The 16,600-nt window shown below is 66.3% G+C and carries 17 protein-coding genes; 13 read left to right on the top strand and 4 right to left on the bottom strand.

Annotated features, from left to right (window positions below; all coding sequences use genetic code 11):
* Positions 1-18: 18 nt before the first annotated feature.
* A complete protein-coding gene (locus CXY77_RS09370; RefSeq protein ID WP_369827278.1) occupies positions 19-804 on the bottom strand; it encodes a lysophospholipid acyltransferase family protein in 786 nt (261 codons plus the stop codon).
* Positions 805-913: 109 nt separating this feature from the next.
* Here CXY77_RS09370 and dxr point away from each other — a divergent pair, with 109 nt between their 5' ends.
* The gene (gene dxr, locus CXY77_RS09375; RefSeq protein ID WP_092340900.1) at positions 914-1,996 is read left to right on the top strand and encodes a 1-deoxy-D-xylulose-5-phosphate reductoisomerase; all 1,083 of its coding nucleotides are present in this window, start codon (positions 914-916) and stop codon (positions 1,994-1,996) included.
* A gap of 4 nt (positions 1,997-2,000) precedes the next feature.
* Here dxr and CXY77_RS09380 read toward each other — a convergent pair whose 3' ends face one another.
* Together CXY77_RS09380 and CXY77_RS09385 are read right to left on the bottom strand one after the other, a co-directional pair.
* The gene (locus CXY77_RS09380) at positions 2,001-2,483 is read right to left on the bottom strand and encodes a mucin-associated surface protein (protein ID WP_134505290.1); all 483 of its coding nucleotides are present in this window, start codon (positions 2,481-2,483) and stop codon (positions 2,001-2,003) included.
* Positions 2,480-3,712: a serine/threonine-protein kinase gene (locus CXY77_RS09385; RefSeq protein WP_104129983.1), complete on the bottom strand. Its 1,233-nt coding sequence runs from the start codon at positions 3,710-3,712 to the stop codon at positions 2,480-2,482. The genes CXY77_RS09380 and CXY77_RS09385 overlap by 4 nt, the downstream gene beginning before the upstream one ends.
* A 70-nt stretch (positions 3,713-3,782) precedes the next feature.
* Between CXY77_RS09385 and CXY77_RS09390 the strand changes: the two genes are divergently transcribed.
* The 3 genes from CXY77_RS09390 to CXY77_RS09400 all read left to right on the top strand — a co-directional run bounded on the left by CXY77_RS09390 (position 3,783) and on the right by CXY77_RS09400 (position 6,283).
* Positions 3,783-5,162: an RIP metalloprotease gene (locus tag CXY77_RS09390; protein WP_167552435.1), complete on the top strand. Its 1,380-nt coding sequence runs from the start codon at positions 3,783-3,785 to the stop codon at positions 5,160-5,162.
* A gap of 209 nt (positions 5,163-5,371) precedes the next feature.
* Positions 5,372-5,581 (top strand): hypothetical protein, encoded by a 210-nt coding sequence (locus CXY77_RS09395; RefSeq protein WP_104088766.1) that lies wholly within the window; start codon positions 5,372-5,374, stop codon positions 5,579-5,581.
* Positions 5,582-5,947: 366 nt separating this feature from the next.
* Positions 5,948-6,283 carry an SHOCT domain-containing protein gene (locus tag CXY77_RS09400; protein ID WP_233197328.1) on the top strand — a complete coding sequence of 112 codons (336 nt, stop codon included), beginning with the start codon at positions 5,948-5,950 and terminating at the stop codon, positions 6,281-6,283.
* Positions 6,284-6,289: 6 nt separating this feature from the next.
* Here the strand turns inward: CXY77_RS09400 and CXY77_RS09405 are convergent, their stop codons facing one another.
* A complete protein-coding gene (locus CXY77_RS09405) occupies positions 6,290-7,474 on the bottom strand; it encodes an acetyl-CoA C-acetyltransferase (RefSeq protein ID WP_092340905.1) in 1,185 nt (394 codons plus the stop codon).
* A 157-nt stretch (positions 7,475-7,631) separates the two neighbouring features.
* Here CXY77_RS09405 and CXY77_RS09410 point away from each other — a divergent pair, with 157 nt between their 5' ends.
* From CXY77_RS09410 to CXY77_RS09450, 9 genes are read left to right on the top strand one after another with little or no spacing between them, the layout of a single operon-like run.
* Positions 7,632-8,846 (top strand): substrate-binding domain-containing protein, encoded by a 1,215-nt coding sequence (locus CXY77_RS09410; RefSeq protein ID WP_092340907.1) that lies wholly within the window; start codon positions 7,632-7,634, stop codon positions 8,844-8,846.
* A 6-nt stretch (positions 8,847-8,852) separates the two neighbouring features.
* Positions 8,853-9,608 carry an ABC transporter ATP-binding protein gene (locus tag CXY77_RS09415; protein ID WP_092340908.1) on the top strand — a complete coding sequence of 252 codons (756 nt, stop codon included), beginning with the start codon at positions 8,853-8,855 and terminating at the stop codon, positions 9,606-9,608.
* Positions 9,605-10,366, top strand: coding sequence for an ABC transporter ATP-binding protein (locus CXY77_RS09420; RefSeq protein ID WP_104129984.1), 762 nt, complete (start codon positions 9,605-9,607; stop codon positions 10,364-10,366). Before CXY77_RS09415 ends, CXY77_RS09420 begins: the two co-directional genes overlap by 4 nt.
* Positions 10,363-11,238, top strand: coding sequence for a branched-chain amino acid ABC transporter permease (locus CXY77_RS09425; RefSeq protein ID WP_104129985.1), 876 nt, complete (start codon positions 10,363-10,365; stop codon positions 11,236-11,238). The genes CXY77_RS09420 and CXY77_RS09425 overlap by 4 nt, the downstream gene beginning before the upstream one ends.
* A gap of 20 nt (positions 11,239-11,258) precedes the next feature.
* On the top strand, positions 11,259-12,344 hold the full coding sequence (locus CXY77_RS09430; RefSeq protein ID WP_233197339.1) for a branched-chain amino acid ABC transporter permease: 1,086 nt from the start codon (positions 11,259-11,261) through the stop codon (positions 12,342-12,344).
* Complete coding sequence (locus CXY77_RS09435; RefSeq protein ID WP_104129986.1) at positions 12,341-13,903, top strand: class I adenylate-forming enzyme family protein; 1,563 nt, start codon at positions 12,341-12,343, stop codon at positions 13,901-13,903. The genes CXY77_RS09430 and CXY77_RS09435 overlap by 4 nt, the downstream gene beginning before the upstream one ends.
* On the top strand, positions 13,900-14,592 hold the full coding sequence (locus CXY77_RS09440) for a TetR/AcrR family transcriptional regulator (protein ID WP_104129987.1): 693 nt from the start codon (positions 13,900-13,902) through the stop codon (positions 14,590-14,592). Before CXY77_RS09435 ends, CXY77_RS09440 begins: the two co-directional genes overlap by 4 nt.
* The gene (locus CXY77_RS09445) at positions 14,589-15,485 is read left to right on the top strand and encodes an alpha/beta hydrolase (protein WP_092340914.1); all 897 of its coding nucleotides are present in this window, start codon (positions 14,589-14,591) and stop codon (positions 15,483-15,485) included. The genes CXY77_RS09440 and CXY77_RS09445 overlap by 4 nt, the downstream gene beginning before the upstream one ends.
* A complete protein-coding gene (locus CXY77_RS09450; protein ID WP_104129988.1) occupies positions 15,482-16,558 on the top strand; it encodes an alpha/beta fold hydrolase in 1,077 nt (358 codons plus the stop codon). The genes CXY77_RS09445 and CXY77_RS09450 overlap by 4 nt, the downstream gene beginning before the upstream one ends.
* Positions 16,559-16,600 lie beyond the last annotated feature (42 nt).

Raw genomic sequence — 16,600 nt, forward strand, 5'->3', positions numbered from 1 at the left:
TCGACGGTAAGACCGCGGCTACAGGCGTTCGCGCGGAAAGACCCGGTGGGCGAGGCGATTGAGGGTACCGACTGGTGGCGATTCGTTGTAGGCGTTGGCCAATTCCTGACCGGACAGTCGGTGGATGGCCGCCATGATCTCATCCGTTGCCTGCCGGCGTGCCTTACCGGAGGTGGCCGGGCCGTGATGGCCGAGGTCGAGCGGTTCACCGAAGGTGACAGTGACCTTGCGAATACGCGGCACCTTGGTGCCGACCGGCTGAATCTCCTGGGTGCCGATCAAACCGACCGGAACGACGACCGCGCCCGTGGTGAGGGCGAGCCAGGCGACGCCCGTGCGGCCCTTATAGAGGCGGCCGTCGAGCGAGCGGGTGCCCTCCGGGTAGATCGCGAATGCGCCCTCGGCCTCGAGCACGGCACGGCCGGCGTCGAGAGCGACCTGCGCGGCCTGGCCGGCTCCGCGTTCCACACCGATGGCGCCGATGGCGGTGAAGAATGTTCGTGACACCCAGCCCTGGAATCCGGTCCCGGTGAAGTAGGTCGACTTGGCCAGAAACTGCACGCGGCGGGTCGCGACGAGGGGAATGACGATGCTGTCGATGAAGGAGAGGTGGTTGCTGGCGAGAATGACGCGGCCGGTGGCCGGAATATTCTCGCGCCCGATAATGCTCGGTCGAAAAACGATTCGGGCGACGGGGGCCATGATGCCGTAGCCGAGAAAATAGACGAATCCCGGTCGCTTGACACGCTCCTGATCGTCGGCCTGTTCGGCCGGAACGCCTTGATCAGAACTATCGATCGTGATGGTTTCGGCGTTGTCTTTGGGTTCTGCATCGGCACCAGTCACCCGTCGACACTACGCTACCACTGGCCAGCATCGAACATACGCCGCGCCCGGCACCTAGCATGGAGGTATGCGCAGAGTAATCATTCTCGGGTCCACTGGCTCGATCGGAACCCAGGCGCTCGACGTCATTCGTGCCAATCCGGAGCGGTTTGAGGTGGTCGGCCTCGCGGCCGGAAGCAACCGAGAACTGCTCGATGCGCAGGCCCTGGACTTTCAGGTCGAGCACACCGCCCTGGGAGCGGATGCTGCGGAGCAGCTCGTGCGGGACGTCGACGTCGACGTCGTGCTCAACGGCATCACCGGTTCGGTCGGCTTGGGGCCGACCCTGGCCGCGCTGAAAGCTGGTCGCATCCTGGCTCTGGCCAACAAAGAGTCGCTGATCGTCGGCGGCGAACTCGTGAAGAATCTTGCTGCACCAGGCCAGATCGTTCCGGTCGACTCCGAACACTCCGCCATCGCGCAGGCATTGCGCTCGGGAACCCAGCACGAGGTGCGTCGACTCGTGCTGACGGCATCCGGTGGGCCGTTTCGCGGTTACACCAGGGAACAGCTTGCCGGCGTGACGCCCGCGCAGGCCCTGGCCCACCCGACCTGGAACATGGGCCTGGTGGTCACCACCAACTCGGCCACCCTCATGAACAAGGGACTCGAGATCATCGAGGCGCACCTTCTGTTCGACGTGGAATATGACCGCATCGACGCCGTCGTGCACCCGCAATCCGTGGTGCACTCCATGGTCGAATTCGTGGACGGATCGACCATCGCCCAGGCCAGCCCGCCCGACATGCGACTGCCGATCTCACTCGGGCTGGACTGGCCGAACCGCGTGGCTGCGGTCGGCGCTCCGATCGACTGGACCTTACCGCAGAGCTGGACCTTCGAGCCCCTCGACGACACGGCTTTTCCCGCGGTCGAACTCGCCAAGAAGGTCGGCCGACTAGGCGGCACCTATCCGGCCGTGTTCAACGCGGCCAACGAGCAGGCCGTCGCCGCTTTTCACTCCGGGCGCATCGGCTTTTTGAACATCGTCGACACGGTGCTGCGCGTGGTCGAGAGCCACGAGTACGATTCCGAGCTCACCCTCGAGTCACTCGCCGAGGCTGAACGTTGGGCGCGTGCCGCCGCCGATCAGCTCATCGCGGCAGGCTGACGGCCTAATTACACTCGCCCGCTTTGACCCGGTCCTTGTCGTCCAGGCACTCTTCGCGTGCGTCCTTGGCATCCTCGGCGGCCTTTTTCTCCGCGTCGCGCGCGTCTTCGGCGGCGTCCTTGGCATTCTGTTCCTCGGCGAGGGCCGCCGCTTCGGCTGCGGCTTCAGCAGCGATAGCAGCAGCTTCGATCTCAACCGTCAGATCGGTGCTGACCAGGTTGATCGCGGTCTGAATCGACGCCGACCGTTCGGCGCTGACCTGGCCGGCGGCGGCCGCGGTGCGCAAATTACCCTGCATCGCGGTGAGGAGCGACTGGGCTTCGGTGAAGTCGCCGCCGGCCGCCGCCTCGGTGATGCCGAGCATCGCAGACTGCAGATTTTCGGCCGTGGCGGCCTGAAGTTCGACCGGCTCAGCCGCGCAACCGGCCAGCGGCAGGAGCAGAAGCAATCCGGAAACGAGCGCGAGGGTCAGTCGTTTGCGCATCACGGGTTCACGCTTTCCTGGAGCTGTTCGAGGTGCGTGCCGAGGGTGCCGTCGACCGCCGGATAACTCGGCGGAACCGCTGGCGGATCGTCTCCGCTGCCCAGAAACAACGCACCGAGCACGATCGCGGTGACCACCAGGGCCGCCAGGACGATCGAGAGGATGACCCGGTTGCGGCGCGGTGCAGGCGTGGTCCCCGTCTGCTTCCTGGAGATGGCCGCAGTTGCGGGTTTGGGCGTGGGGGCCGGATCGGCACGCAGCACCTCGGTCGCAGCCGCCTCAACTGCGCGAGCGGGTAGCAGCAGCGTGGCCACGGCCTGGTCTTCGGCTCCGGTCGCGAGCGCGCGGAGCAGCAGGGACGCCTCGGAAGCGGTGGGCCGGTCGCCGGTGTCGCGGGCGGTCATGGCTGCGAGTACCTCGGTCCAGTCCCGGCCGAGCGTGCTCGGAATCTCCGGCTGGCGTTGCAGCCTGGCCATCGCCGACTCCACGGCGGTTCCGGGGTAGGCGCGCACCCCGGTGAGGCATTCGAGCAGCACGAGACCGAGGGAATAGACATCCGTTGGTGCACCGATCAAAGCTCCGAGCGCCTGCTCGGGGCTCAGGTAGCTCGCGGTGCCGAGCAGCGAACCGGTCGCGGTGAGCCTTGACTCATCGAGCAGCCGGGCAATGCCGAAATCGGCGAGCTTGGCGTGCATGCTGCGCCCGGGAAAGCCGGAGGGCGACAGCAGTACGTTGGCTGGCTTGACGTCGCGGTGGATGATGCCCTGCTCGTGCACGTAGTGCAGCGCCTCGGCCAGATCGGCACCCATCACGGCCACCTCGAGGCTTGGCAGCGGGCCGCTCGCGATGCGGGCGCGCAGATCGGGGCCGTCCACGAGTTCCATCACGATGAAGGTGCGCGGCACGCCGTCGACGGTGGCGGTGCCGGCGTCGAACAGGGTGACCAGGGCGAAATGGTTCAGGCTCGCCAGCAGGGCGATCTCGCCGCTCTGACGCTCCGGCTCTGCGGCGCCACCATCAGCGCGAAAGAGTTTGACGGCCACTGTACGGCCGAGCGCGGTATCCGTTGCCCGATAAACGGATGCCATCCCGCCGGTGCCGATAAGGGTCTCGATCAGAAAACGGTCGCCAAGTAGGCTGCCCACCGGGCCGGGGGTCGGTAGCTGCTGGATGGGAATGGGTTCGTAAGACAGGGGGACCTCCTGGTGCGTCCACCCTCTAGCAAAGCACATGCGCACCCTAAAGGGGAGGTTCGGCCGCACAGCCAGCCCCTTTGCAGCTTGGTGCGGTTACTCTACGACAGTGGAAACCGTACTGCTGTTCATACTGGGCGTCGCGATCGTGGTCGTGGGACTCGCCGTGTCTATCGGCCTGCACGAAATCGGCCACCTCGTGCCCGCCAAGCTGTTTGGCGTCAAGGTAACCCAGTACATGATCGGCTTCGGCCCGACGCTCTGGTCGCGCACCAAGGGTGAGACCGAGTACGGCGTCAAGGCGCTGCCCCTCGGTGGCTATATCGCCATGATCGGCATGTTTCCACCGTCGAAAAAGGGCGGAGCTCCCCGCACCACCACTACCGGGTTCTTCGACCAGATGGTTCAGGAGGGCGAACCTGAGAAGAAGACCAGCGCCCTGTCCACCCTGGTCGACGATGCCCGCAAGGCCAGCGCGGAGACCATTGGCGATGGTGAAGAGCACCGCGCGTTCTATCAGCTGTCAGTCTACAAACGCGTGATCATCATGCTCGGTGGGCCCACCATGAACCTACTCATCGCCATCGTGATGTTCTCCATTCTGGTCATGGGATTCGGCAGCCCGCAGATCAGCACGACCATCGGCAGCGTGAGCCAGTGCGTGCTCCCCGCCTCGAGCGACCGGCAGACCTGCGAGTCAACCGATGAAGCCTCGCCCGGTGCCGCTGCCGGGTTGAAGCCTGGTGACCGATTGGTCAGCATCGGCGGAACAGCCATTACGAGCTGGGAGCAGTCGACCGAGGTCATCCGCTCGGCGCCCGGGCGCACTCTCGCCGCGGTGGTCGAGCGTGACGGCGCCGACGTCGACCTCTCGCTCACCCCCAAACTCACCGAACGCTACGTGTATACCGCCGACAACAAAATCAAAACGGACGCCTCCGGCGCTGCCATTACCGAGGAGGTCGGGTTCGTCGGCATCGGAGCGGCGAGCGAACTGGTGCCCCAGCCTGCGACAGCAGTGCTGCCCCTGGTGGGCGAAAACATCTCCGCCGTCGCGCACGTGATTCTCAACCTGCCCGACCGGCTCGTGGCCGTGGCCAAGGCCGCGTTCGGCCCGGGGGAGCGCGACCTGAACGGACCGATCAGCGTGGTGGGTGTTGGCCGGGTAGCCGGCGAACTGGCGAGCATGGACACCATTCCGGTCGCCACGAAGGTCGCCAGCATGCTGCAGCTGCTCGGATCGCTCAATATCGCCCTGTTCGTGTTCAACCTGGTGCCCTTGCTGCCACTCGACGGCGGCCACGTCGCCGGTGCACTGTGGGAAGGCATCCGTCGATTCTTCGCGAAGCTGTTCAAGCGGCCCGACCCCGGACCGGTCGACATGGCCAAGCTCATGCCGCTCACGCTGGCGGTCGTGGTTCTGCTCGGCGGGATGAGCCTGTTGCTCATCTACGCCGACATCGTCAAGCCCATCAACTTCTTCGGGTAGCCGGCAGGTACTTCCGCGGGCGGATGCGGCGCCCGGCGCACGGAAGTAGCATCAAGCCAAGCCACCACACGGGGAGTACAGCGGGAACGGGTACGGCATGCCGCGGCCCGTTCGATTGTGGTTGCTCGTGGTGATCTTCTTTCTGATCCAGGTGCCGGCGGTGGCCGTGCTGGCCTGGCCGGGGCCGGGGCGGCTTCGACCGGTTTGACATGATGCGCGGACCCGGACCACTCCCGGATTCTGACCGGCCAAGCCTGGCCCTGATCGGGTGGTTTCTCGCCGTCGTTTTGGCCCTGATCGGCCCGCTCGCCCTGATCGGCGCCCGGCGGTTTCCCGGCCCGGTCGTGGCCGTCGTCGCCGCCGCGGCGGTGCATTCACCCTCGTGCGTTCCGACATCGGCCTGCCCTATGTTGCCCTGATTTTCGCGATCGTTCTCGGCATCGTGCGGGGCGTGCGCGTCTGGATGTACAGCTCCGTCGCAGCGGCCTGGGTTCTGGTTCTGGTTCTGGTTCTGGTGCTGGTGCTCGCGGGCGCGTTCGGGGTGGGGCTGCATCCGCTGCGGATCGCCGGAACCACCCTGGCGCTGGCCGTGTTCATGGGAATCGGGGAGGCCATCCGCTCGCGTCGGGAGCGTTTTGCCGAGCTGCGGCGCACGGGGACGCCCGTGGTATGTCGGCCGAACAGCGGGAACGCGTGCGCATCGGGGAGGCATCCGTTGTGTTGGCGCGCGAGAGCAGCGACGACCTGCTCACGGTCACCGACGACGGGTCGGCGCCGGCCGCATCATGAGCAAGCTCGCCGCACGTCCCGGCGACGGCGACAGCTACGGCCATGGCGGAATGATGAACGGCGGGTTCGGGTTCGGCTGGTGGTTCCTGCTGATCCCGTTGTTCTGGATCATCGTCGTCGCCGTACTGTTCGCCATCTTCGGACGGCGCTGGCGTCGCGGTATGCGGGAGGGTCACGGACACCCGGGCGGGCAAGGCCAGGCGGATGCCACGAGCGCTGAGAAGACCCTGGCCGAACGCTTCGCCCAGGGCGACATCGACGAGGTCGAGTACCGCGCCCGCCTCGAAGTGCTGCGCGCCAACCGCCCGGACAGTCAGGCACCGCCCGCCTAGAAGCCGTTACCGGGACAGCAGCAGCGCCTCACCCTGGCCGCCGCCGCCGCACAGCGCGACGGCGGCTTTGCCGGTGCCACGCCGGGCCAGTTCGAGGGCAGCGTGCAGTGCAATGCGCCCGCCGCTCGACCCAATCGGGTGGCCGATGGCGATGCCGCCACCGTGAATGTTCACGACATCGGCCGACACGCCGAGCACTTTCGACGACTGGGCCACGACCGAGGCGAACGCCTCGTTGATCTCGACCAGGTCGAGATCGGCGGCGGTCCAGCCCTCGCGCTTGAGGGCGTGCGCGATGGCATTGGCCGGCTGGGAGTGCAGGGAGTTGTCGGGGCCGGCCACCTGGCCGCTCGCGTTGATCACGGCGAGCCAAGGCAGGCCGTGCTTCTCGGCCCAGGCGCGACTGGTCACTACGACAGCGCTCGCGCCGTCACTGAGAGGGGCTGCATTGCCGGCAGTGATGCTCCCCGCCGGGTCGAATGCCGGGCGCAGGCGGCCGAGCGTCTCGGTCGTGCTTTCGGCGCGAACGCCCTCATCGGTGCTGATCAGGAGCGGCTCGCCCTTCCGCTGCGGCACGCTGATCGGAGTGATCTCGTCGCTGAACACATCACTCGCGGCTGCGGCAGCAGCGCGCTGGTGCGAGGCAGCGGCGATTTCGTCCTGCTCGAGGCGGGTCTGTCCGAGTTCAACGTTCGCGCGCTCGGTGGAGAGCCCCATCGAGAGGCCGTCGAAGGCGTCGGTGAGTCCGTCGTGAGCGGCGTGGTCGAGCGCTGACACGGTTCCGTAATTCCAGCCCTGGCGGGAGCCAGGCAGCAGGTGGGGCGCGCGGGACATGGATTCCTGACCACCGGCCACGACGACATCCGCTTCGCCGAGCCGCACCAGGCGGGCGGCATCAATGACCGCGGCGAGGCCGGACAGACAGACCTTGTTGAGTGTCATCGCCGGCACATTCCATGGGATGCCTGCAGCCACGCTGGACTGCCGGGCAGGGTTCTGCCCACACCCGGCTTGCAGGACCTGACCCATGAGCACGAAGTCGACCTGCTCCGGTGCCACTCCAGCGCGGGCGAGGGCACCGGCAATGGCGGCGGCGCCGAGGTCGACGGCGGTGAGGGACGAGAGTTGCCCGTTCACGCGACCCTGCGGGGTGCGTGATCCGGCCAGGATTACGACGTCGGTTTCGGTCATCGGGACTCCTTTGTCAAAAAATTGATGCGTGCCACCCCAGCATATTGGCCACGTCTGGGTATCGGTTCACTCCTGCCTCTTGACAGTACCGTCGATCGCCCATAGATTCCTGATACCTGAACCACCTGTCAGGTTTGTAGAACGAGAGGCAAATTTCATGCGGGTAACAAAGATGTTCCTGGCCCCGGCAATTCTCGCCGTCGCCGCCCTGACCCTGGTCGGATGCGCCCCCACGGCCACGACCGGCGGCGCAGCCACCGATAATTCCACCACGAAGCTCGCGGTGCAGGTGGGCATGATCACCTCAGCGACCGGCCCGCTCGCCGCCTACGGCGCCGCGTACACCGCCGGGTTCAAGGCCGGCCTCGACTACGCCACCGACGGCACCGGCGCTGTCGACGGCCGCGAACTGGACATCACCTGGAAAGACGACCAGGGCAACCCCGACACCGCGGTCTCGGTCGCCAAAGACCTGATCGGGCAGGGATACCAGATTATGGCCGGCACCGTCGTGTCCGGAATCGCCGTCACCCTGGCCGAGCAGGCCGCGCAGAACAAGATTCTCTACATCTCGGGCCCGGCAGCCGCCGATGCCATCACCGGCCTCAACCAGTACACCTTCCGATCCGGCCGCCAGACCTATGAAGACGTTGCGACGGCAGGAACGTTCATCGGCGACCCGAGCGGCAAGAAGATCGTCGTCTTCGCCCAGGACAACGCCTTCGGTCAGGGCAACCTGGCCGGCGTCAAGGCCGTGCTCGGGGCCAAGGGCGCGACCGTCGATGGTGTACTTGTCGCCGAAGACGCAACCGAATTCACCCCCTTCGCGCAGCAATTGCTCGACGCCTCACCAGACCTCGTCTTCGTGGCCTGGGCCGGCGCCAGCACCGGTGCCATGTGGACCGCGCTGCAGCAGCAGGGCGTGTTCGATGCTGTTCCGGTTGTCACCGGCCTCGGTGATGTCTCGACCTACGGCGCGTACGGTGCCGCGAGCGGCAAGATCAGCTTTCTCTCGCACTACTTTGCGTCGGCCACCGACAACGAGCAGAGCAAAGCCATGATCAGCTACCTGAAAGCCAACGACGCACAGGCAGACCTGTTCTCGCCCGACGGTTTCGTGGCCGCGCAGATGCTCGTTCAGGCCGTTCGCGAGGGCGGTGGTGACAACGTCGATGACATGATCGCCTCGCTCGAGGGCTACACGTTCGACTCGGTCAAGGGTTCGATCACCATTCGTGCAGAAGACCACGCCGTGCTGCAGCCGATGTTCCAGGCCACGCTTAAGGAAGGCACCGACGGTACCTGGGCGCCGGAACTGATTGAGACTGTCGACGCCAAGACCGTCGCGCCGCCCATCGTCGCAGCAAAGTAGATCGCGATGCCGGACCAGCCCGTGCTCAGCATCGAGCATCTGGGCCTGCAGATCGGCGGTGCACGCATCCTCAACGATGTGTCGCTGTCGATCCCGCGGGGCGAGATGCTCGGTGTGATCGGCCCCAACGGGGCCGGTAAAACAACCCTGTTCAACCTGATTTCCGGTGTGCTGTTTGCCACGGAAGGCGTGGTGCGACTGAACGGCCGCACCATGACCCGGGAACCGATCCACGTCAGGGCACGGGCCGGCCTCGGTCGCACCTTTCAAACCTCGAGCCTGTTCAACGGGCTGAGCGCCACCGAAAACGTGCGGCTGGCCGCACAGGCCAAGGCCGGCGGCGGCAGTCTGGTCACCCGGTTTCCGAAGGGGACGGATGCCGCCACCCGGCTTGCCGCCGATCGTCTCGACGAGGTGGGGCTGGCTGATCTTGCCGAAGCCAAAGCCGGTGGCCTCTCCCACGGTGACAAGCGCAAGCTGGAGATCGCCATGCTGCTCGCGATGGACCCGAGCGTCATCCTGCTCGACGAGCCGATGGCCGGCGTTGGCTCCGGCGACGTGCCCGGCCTGATGGAGGTCATTCGCGCGTTGCACCACGGTGGCCGCACGGTGCTCATGGTCGAGCACCACATGGAGGTCGTGCTCGGCCTGGTCGACCGCGTTGCGGTCATGCACCACGGCGAGCTGCTCGCCTGCGACACCCCCGACGCCGTGATGAAGAATCCCACGGTTCAGTCCGCCTACCTCGGAGACCCGGTATGAGCACCACATCAAGAACCAATATCCTCACCGTGCGCAACCTGTACGGACGCATCGAGGGCCAGCAGGTCGTCGAAGACGTCTCGTTCGACGTACCAGACACCGGCGTCACCGCTCTGCTCGGCCGGAACGGCGTCGGCAAAACCAGCACCATTAAATCGATCCTCGGCCTGATCGACCGCACCGGCGCGATCACCCTCGCCGGGCGCCGCGTCGACCGGCTGCCCACCCACAAGGTCGTGCAGCTCGGCGTCGGCTACGTGCCCGAAGACCGCGAGGTGTTCGGCAAGCTCAGCGTCGCCGAAAACCTGAAACTGGCCGAACGCTCCGCCCACCCGAACCGCGCCCTGGTCGAGGAACTCTTTCCCGACCTCGTGCAACGCCACGCCCAACTCGCCGGTACCCTCTCCGGAGGGCAGCAGCAGATGGTGTCGCTCGCCCGAGCCCTGCTCAACCAAAACCGGCTGTTGCTGGTCGACGAACCCACCAAGGGACTCTCGCCGAAAATCGTCACCGAGGTCACCCAGGCACTACTGGCCGCCGCCAAAACAGTGCCGATCCTTCTGGTCGAACAGAACCTGCAGGTGATTCGCCAACTCGCCGACCGGGTGGTCGTGCTCTCCGGCGGCCGCGTCGTCTTCACCGGCGAAGCCGCCGAATTGCTCGATGACCCCGAACGCATCCAGCGTTACCTGGGCTTGCACAGCGGCGCGGACCACAGCAGCACCGACCACAGCAACACGGAGCAGGTGCCGGCATGAGCACCATCGTTCTGCTGCTGATCACCGGCCTCGGCCTCGGGGCTCTGTACTTTCTGGTCGCCTCCAGGCTCTCCCTCATCTACGGCCTGATGGGCGTGCTCAACTTCGCTCACGGCTCCTTTCTGACCATCGGCGCCTTCATCGGCTGGGAGGTAGCCCGTCGGCTCAGTGACGGGTCGTGGTGGGCACTGGTCGCTGCCATGCTGACCGGCGCCGTGGTCGGGGCGCTCGTCGCCGCCGCGACCGAATTCTTCCTGATCCGGCGGCTGTACAACCGGCACATCGAACAGGTACTCGTGACGGTCGGCCTCGCGCTGGCCTCTGTAGCTCTGTTCGAGGGAATCTGGGGCACCGACCCGACCTACGTGACGAGCCCGTCCTGGCTCGGGCAGACCACCGAGATTCTCGGCGCGCGCATTCCGAACAACCGCTTCATGCTCATTCTGGTGGCGGTGCTGGTGCTCGTGGCGATCGTGCTGTTCCTCAAATTCACCCGGTACGGCCTGATCATTCGGGCCGGCGTCGAGAACCGTCTCATGGTCACCGCGCTCGGCATCGATGTGCGCCGCGCCTTCACCCTGGTGTTCGCGATCGGTGGTGCCGCCGCCGGACTCGGCGGGGTGCTCGCCTCGATCTACTATGGCTACGTTTCGGCGCACATCGGCGGGTCCCTGCTGATCTTCGCCTTCATCGTGACGGTCATCGGAGGGTTAGGGTCTCTGGCCGGGGCGGCCATCGCATCCGTTCTGGTGGCAGTGCTGCAGCAGTTCGCGAACTTTTATCTGGGCGGAACCGGCGACCTGGCCGTGGTGCTGGCCCTGGCCGCGGTGCTGTTATTGCGTCCGCGCGGACTGATGGGAGCGAAAGCATGAGCGCCTTCCGGGCCAGACCAATGACCAAAATCACGGCCAGCGCGGCGCTGGTGCTGCTCATGGTGCTGCTGCCGCTTCTGAACATCACGATTCCCGGTGTCTTTCCGGGCGCGACCTACACGCCCGGTACCCTGCAACTGCTCGCCTACGCCATGCTCATCGCGGCTCTAGCGCTCAGCTACCACCTCTTGTTCGGCCTGGCCGGCATGCTCTCGTTCGGGCACGCTCTCTTCTTCGCGGCCGGCGCCTACGGCCTGGGCATCGTGCTGCGCAACTTCTCACCGAGTTGGTTGCCAGCCGGTGCGACGTTCGTAGCGTCGATTCTGATCACGGTGCTGATCGGCTTCGTGTTGGCCGCACTCGTGGGTTCGGTCAGCCTGCGGGTCACCGGCATCTCCTTTGCCATGGTCACGCTCGCCTTCGCGCAGGCCGGCTCGGTCGTGGTACGGCGCAATCCGGGCGGGCAGACCGGCGGCGACGAGGGGCTCACCCTCGACGTCTCGCATGTGCCAGACGCACTGGTCGGCGTACTCAACACCCGCAACCTGTACTGGCTGTCGCTCGCTGTTCTGGTCACGGTCTACCTCGTGGTGTTGTGGGTGGAGAAATCCCGCGCGGGCCATGTTGTGGCCGCGACTCGCGAAAACGAACTCCGGGTACGGGTCATCGGCATCCGTCCCTATTTTGTGCGGCTGCTGATCTTCAGCATTGCCGGGGCGCTCGCCGCCCTCGCTGGAGCCGCGTTTCTGTTGCTGCAGAGCGGGGTCTCGCCGCGCGTCGCCACGCCCGACTTCACGCTGACCCTGCTGGTGATCGTCGTGCTCGGCGGCGTCGGGCTGCGCTGGGGCGCCGTCCTCGGCGCGCTGGTCTACACGCTTCTCGACCAGCGGCTGACCGCCCTGGCCGGTTCGGAATTCATCGCCGGCCTGCCCGACATTCTGCGGATTCCTTTGTCGCAGCCGTTGTTCATTCTCGGAACACTGTTTATTCTCGTGGTGTTGTTTCTTCCGGGTGGGCTGGCTGGGCTGACCCGGCGCAACCGCCGGCCGCAACGGCCTCGGGCTCGAGGTCGGGAGCGCATGCTTGACTCAGAGGAGACGACATGACCGATGATGGCCTGCACACGCTGGGCCGATGGACCCGCGACCGCGCCAGGGCCACGCCCGAACGAGTCGCCGTCGACGATCGCGGCGTCACACTGCGCTACCGCGACCTCGACGACCGGGCCAGCGACCTCGCCGCGGCTTTTCGGGCCGCCGGCTACGGCGTCGGCGATCGGGTGGCGACCATCACCGGCAACAGCTCAGACCAGGTCGTGTTGTTCTTCGCCTGCGCGCAGGCCGGCCTCGTGCTCGTTCCGCTGTCGTGGCGGCTCGCACCACGCGAGCTCGCCGCGCAGTTGCAGCTCGCCGACCCGGCCCTGTTGCTGGTCGACGACGAGTTCCATACCCTGGCAACGGATGCCCAGGGTCGGCTTCCCCTGCCCCTCCCCTCGACTTTGCTCGGCGTGCGGGGTGTGGAAAACGTCGTGCCGGCCCCGCGACGCGGCCCGGACGATGAGCTGGTGACCCGCACGGTTCGTGACGATGACGCCCTGCTGATCGTATTCACCTCCGGCACGCTCGGCCCGGCCAAGGGCGTGGTTCTGACCCACGCGAACTGTTTCTGGACCAACCTGTCGCTCTCGCGTATCACCGAGATCACCAGAAAAGATGTGGTGCTCTCGGTCATGCCGCAGTATCACGTGGGCGGCTGGAATATTCAGCCTTTGCTGGCCTGGTGGATGGGGGCCACGGTCGTGCTCGAGCGCACCTTCGACCCCGGCCGGGTGCTGCACCTGATCAAGGACCGTCGCATCACGACCATGATGGGCGTTCCGGCGAACTACCTGTTCCTCGCGCAGCACCCCGATTTCGCTGCGACCGACCTGTCCAGCCTGAATCACGCCGTGGTTGGTGGCGCACCAATGCCCGCGCAGCTGCTGCGTACCTGGCATGCCCGCGGAGTTGCACTCACCCAGGGGTACGGTCTGACCGAGGCCTCCCCGAACGTGTTGTGTCTGCCCGACGACGAAGCCCGCAGCATGGTCGGCTACGCCGGCAAGCCGTATCCGCACGTCGAGGTCGCCGTGGCCGATCCGATCACCGGCGACCTGCTCGGCGGGGCCGCGACGGGTGAACTGCTGGTGCGTGGGCCCGGCGTGTTCTCGGGCTATTTTCGTGCTCCCGAGCAGACCGCTCGCACCCTGCGCGGTGGCTGGTTGCACACCGGTGACCTCGTGCGCCGCGACGAGCACGGCTACTTTGCCGTGATCGACCGGCTCACCGACATCTTCATCTCGGGCGGCGAGAGCGTGGCACCGGCCGAGGTGGAGACCGTGCTGATCGAACACGCCGCGGTCGCCGAGGTGGCGGTCATCGGGGTGCCGCACGATCGGTGGGGAGAGGTCGGTGTGGCCTTCATCGTGCTGACACCCGGATTCGCGGCCGATGAGCTCGGCATTCTGGCCTACGCCCGCACCCAACTGGCCGCGTTCAAGGTTCCGGCGTTCGTGCGCTTCGTACCGGAAATTCCGCGATCCCTCGGCAGCAAGGTGCTGCGGCGCCAGCTGCTGGAGAGCTGGAAACACGGACTTGATTTTGAAAAGATAGGAAACAAACTATGAGCGCCGGAATGCCGCGAACCGCCCGAGGCGAAGAAACCAAGCGCAAACTCATCGAAGCAGCCGAGCAGGTGTTCTCGCGGGTCGGCTACGCCGATGCGTCAATCTCGCGCATAACGGATGCCGCCGGCATCGGCCAGGGCACGTTCTACCTCTACTTCGACTCGAAACTGCAGATCTTCAACGAACTGGTCGAAGACCTCAACCACCGCGTGCGGTTGGCGATGAGTGCAGCATCCGCTGCTACGGAAAATCGGATCGATTCGGAGCGCGCCGGGTTTCGGGCCTTTTTTCAATTCACCGCCGACCACCCCGCGCTGTACCGGGTGATTCGTGAGGCAGAGTTCGTCTCGCCTGGCGCTCTGCGCCTGCACTACACGCGCATCGTCGAGGGCTACATAGCGGGGCTGCGCGCGGCCGGCGCGGCAGGCGAGATCAGCGACATCGATCCCACCGTTGCAGCATGGGCGCTCATGGGAATCGGCGAGATGATCGGCATGCGCTGGGTGCTCTGGGGAGATGACGAGGCGCTCGAAGGGGCCGGGTCCGATCCGTTCGCGAGCGGAACCCGTGCCGTGCCCGAGCACGTTTTCGAGCAGATGATGCGGTTCATCGAGGGTGCACTGGGTGCCGCTAGCACCGTCTCGAGCAGCACCGTCTCCGGCAGCACCGTGGAAATGAGGCAGCGATGAGTGAGTACTATCAGCCGTTCCGGGCTCGGGTCGCTGGGGGAGACCTGCGCGGTGGCCAGTGGCGCGCTGCCCAGGGGCAGTCGACGGTGCTGGCAATCCACGGCATCACCGCCTCGCACCTCTGCTGGCCGTGGCTGGTGGAACGCCTGCCGGGCTCGCGGGTGATCGCTCCCGACCTGCGCGGTCGCGCTCGCAGCAACGCCCTGCCGGCGCCCTACGGGCTGCGGCATCATGCCGAAGACCTGGCCCGGCTGTTGGACTTTCTGGAGGTCGACCGTACGGTCGTGGTCGGGCACTCGATGGGCGCGTTTGTCGCCGTATGGCTCGCCCACCTCTATCCCGACCGGGTTGACTCTCTCGTTCTGGTGGACGGTGGCCTGCCGATTCCACGCGACGTGGGCATCGACCCCCTGCTCATGCTCGGCCCAGCCGCCAAACGGCTATCGCAGACCTTCGAGACGGTCGAGGCCTACCAGGACTTTTGGCAGAACCACCCCGCGTTCGTCGCCGACTGGTCATCGCGGGTGGCCGATTTTGCCCGCTACGACCTCGATGGCACGGCGCCGGCTCTGCACCCCTCGGCGCGGCTGGAGGCGGTGGCCGCGAATGCGCTGGAGCTCAACGGTGCCGACGGCTACGCGGAGGCGCTCGCCGACCTCAGTCTGCCGATCGAATTTCTGCGTGCCCCGCGCGGGCTGCTGGACGAGCCGACCGCACTGTACGACCGGGCGGTTGTCGCCGACTGGGCGACACGACTGCCGCGGCTGACCGTGCGGGAGGTCGACGACGTCAACCACTACACGATCGTGATGAGCGACCGGGGCGCCGACCAGGTCGCCCGGGCCGTGAACCTGTACGCCCCCGCCAGCTACCCGAGAGGACCCCGATCATGAGCGACACCATCACCACCAGTACGGGCAACATTTTCGACGGCATCACCGCGCACAGCGTTGTCACCCCGCGCCTGCGCGCCGGAGTGCTCGAACGGCCGGCAACAGGAACGGCCGCGGCGACCGTCGTCTTCGTGCATGGCAACGTGTCGTCATCGCTGTTCTGGCAGCCGCTGATGCTGGCCCTGCCCACGTCGGTGCGGGCGCTCGCCATCGACCTGCGCGGCTTCGGCAGCAGCGAAACCCTGCCGGTCGATGCCACCCGCGGCTTGGCCGACTACTCCGACGATATCGCCGCTGTGCTCACCGAACTCGGCGTCGACGGAGCGCACCTCGTGGGCTGGAGTATGGGCGGCGGTGTGACCATGCAGCTGCTGCTCGATCACCCCGGCCTCGCGGCGTCCCTGACCCTGGTCGCGCCGGTTTCCCCCTATGGCTTCGGCGGCACCGGGGGAGCGGATGGCCATCGGCTGAGCGTTGACGACGCCGGAACGGGCGCCGGCGGAGCCAACCCCGACTTCGTCGCCAGGCTGCATGACGGTGACCACGGCGCTGACCAGACCAGCCCCCGCACCGTCTACCAGACCACCTACGTCAAGCCGCCGTTCAGCTCGGACCACGATGAAATCTGGATCGACTCCATGCTGACCACGGCCACCGGCGTCGGTAACTACCCCGGGGATTCGACAGTTTCAGAGAATTGGCCCGGATTCGCCCCCGGCGACAGCGGCGTGCTCAACACCATGTCTCCCGGTCATTTCAACACGAGCGGCATTGTCGACCTGGCCGAGAAGCCGGCCATTCTCTGGATTCACGGCAGCGACGACGTCATCGTGTCGGACACCTCGTTTTTCGACCTCAACTATCTTGGGCAGCTCGGCGTGATTCCAGGCTGGCCTGGCGCTGAGGTGGCCCCTCCCCAGCCGATGATCCAGCAGACCCGGGCTGTGCTTGGCGCCTACCAGGCCGCCGGCGGCACGCTGACCGAGCTGGAACTGGCCGACTGTGGGCACTCACCGCACCTCGAACACCCGGCCGAGTTTCTGGCGGCGCTGCTGGCCCAGCTGGAACGCTGATCCGCTGGCGGCATTCAGCTTCGCTCGCACTACGACAACTAA

Origin of the sequence: Cryobacterium sp. N21, assembly GCF_002929575.1 — a bacterium.
GTDB classification, from domain to species: Bacteria; Actinomycetota; Actinomycetes; order Actinomycetales; family Microbacteriaceae; genus Cryobacterium; species Cryobacterium flavum.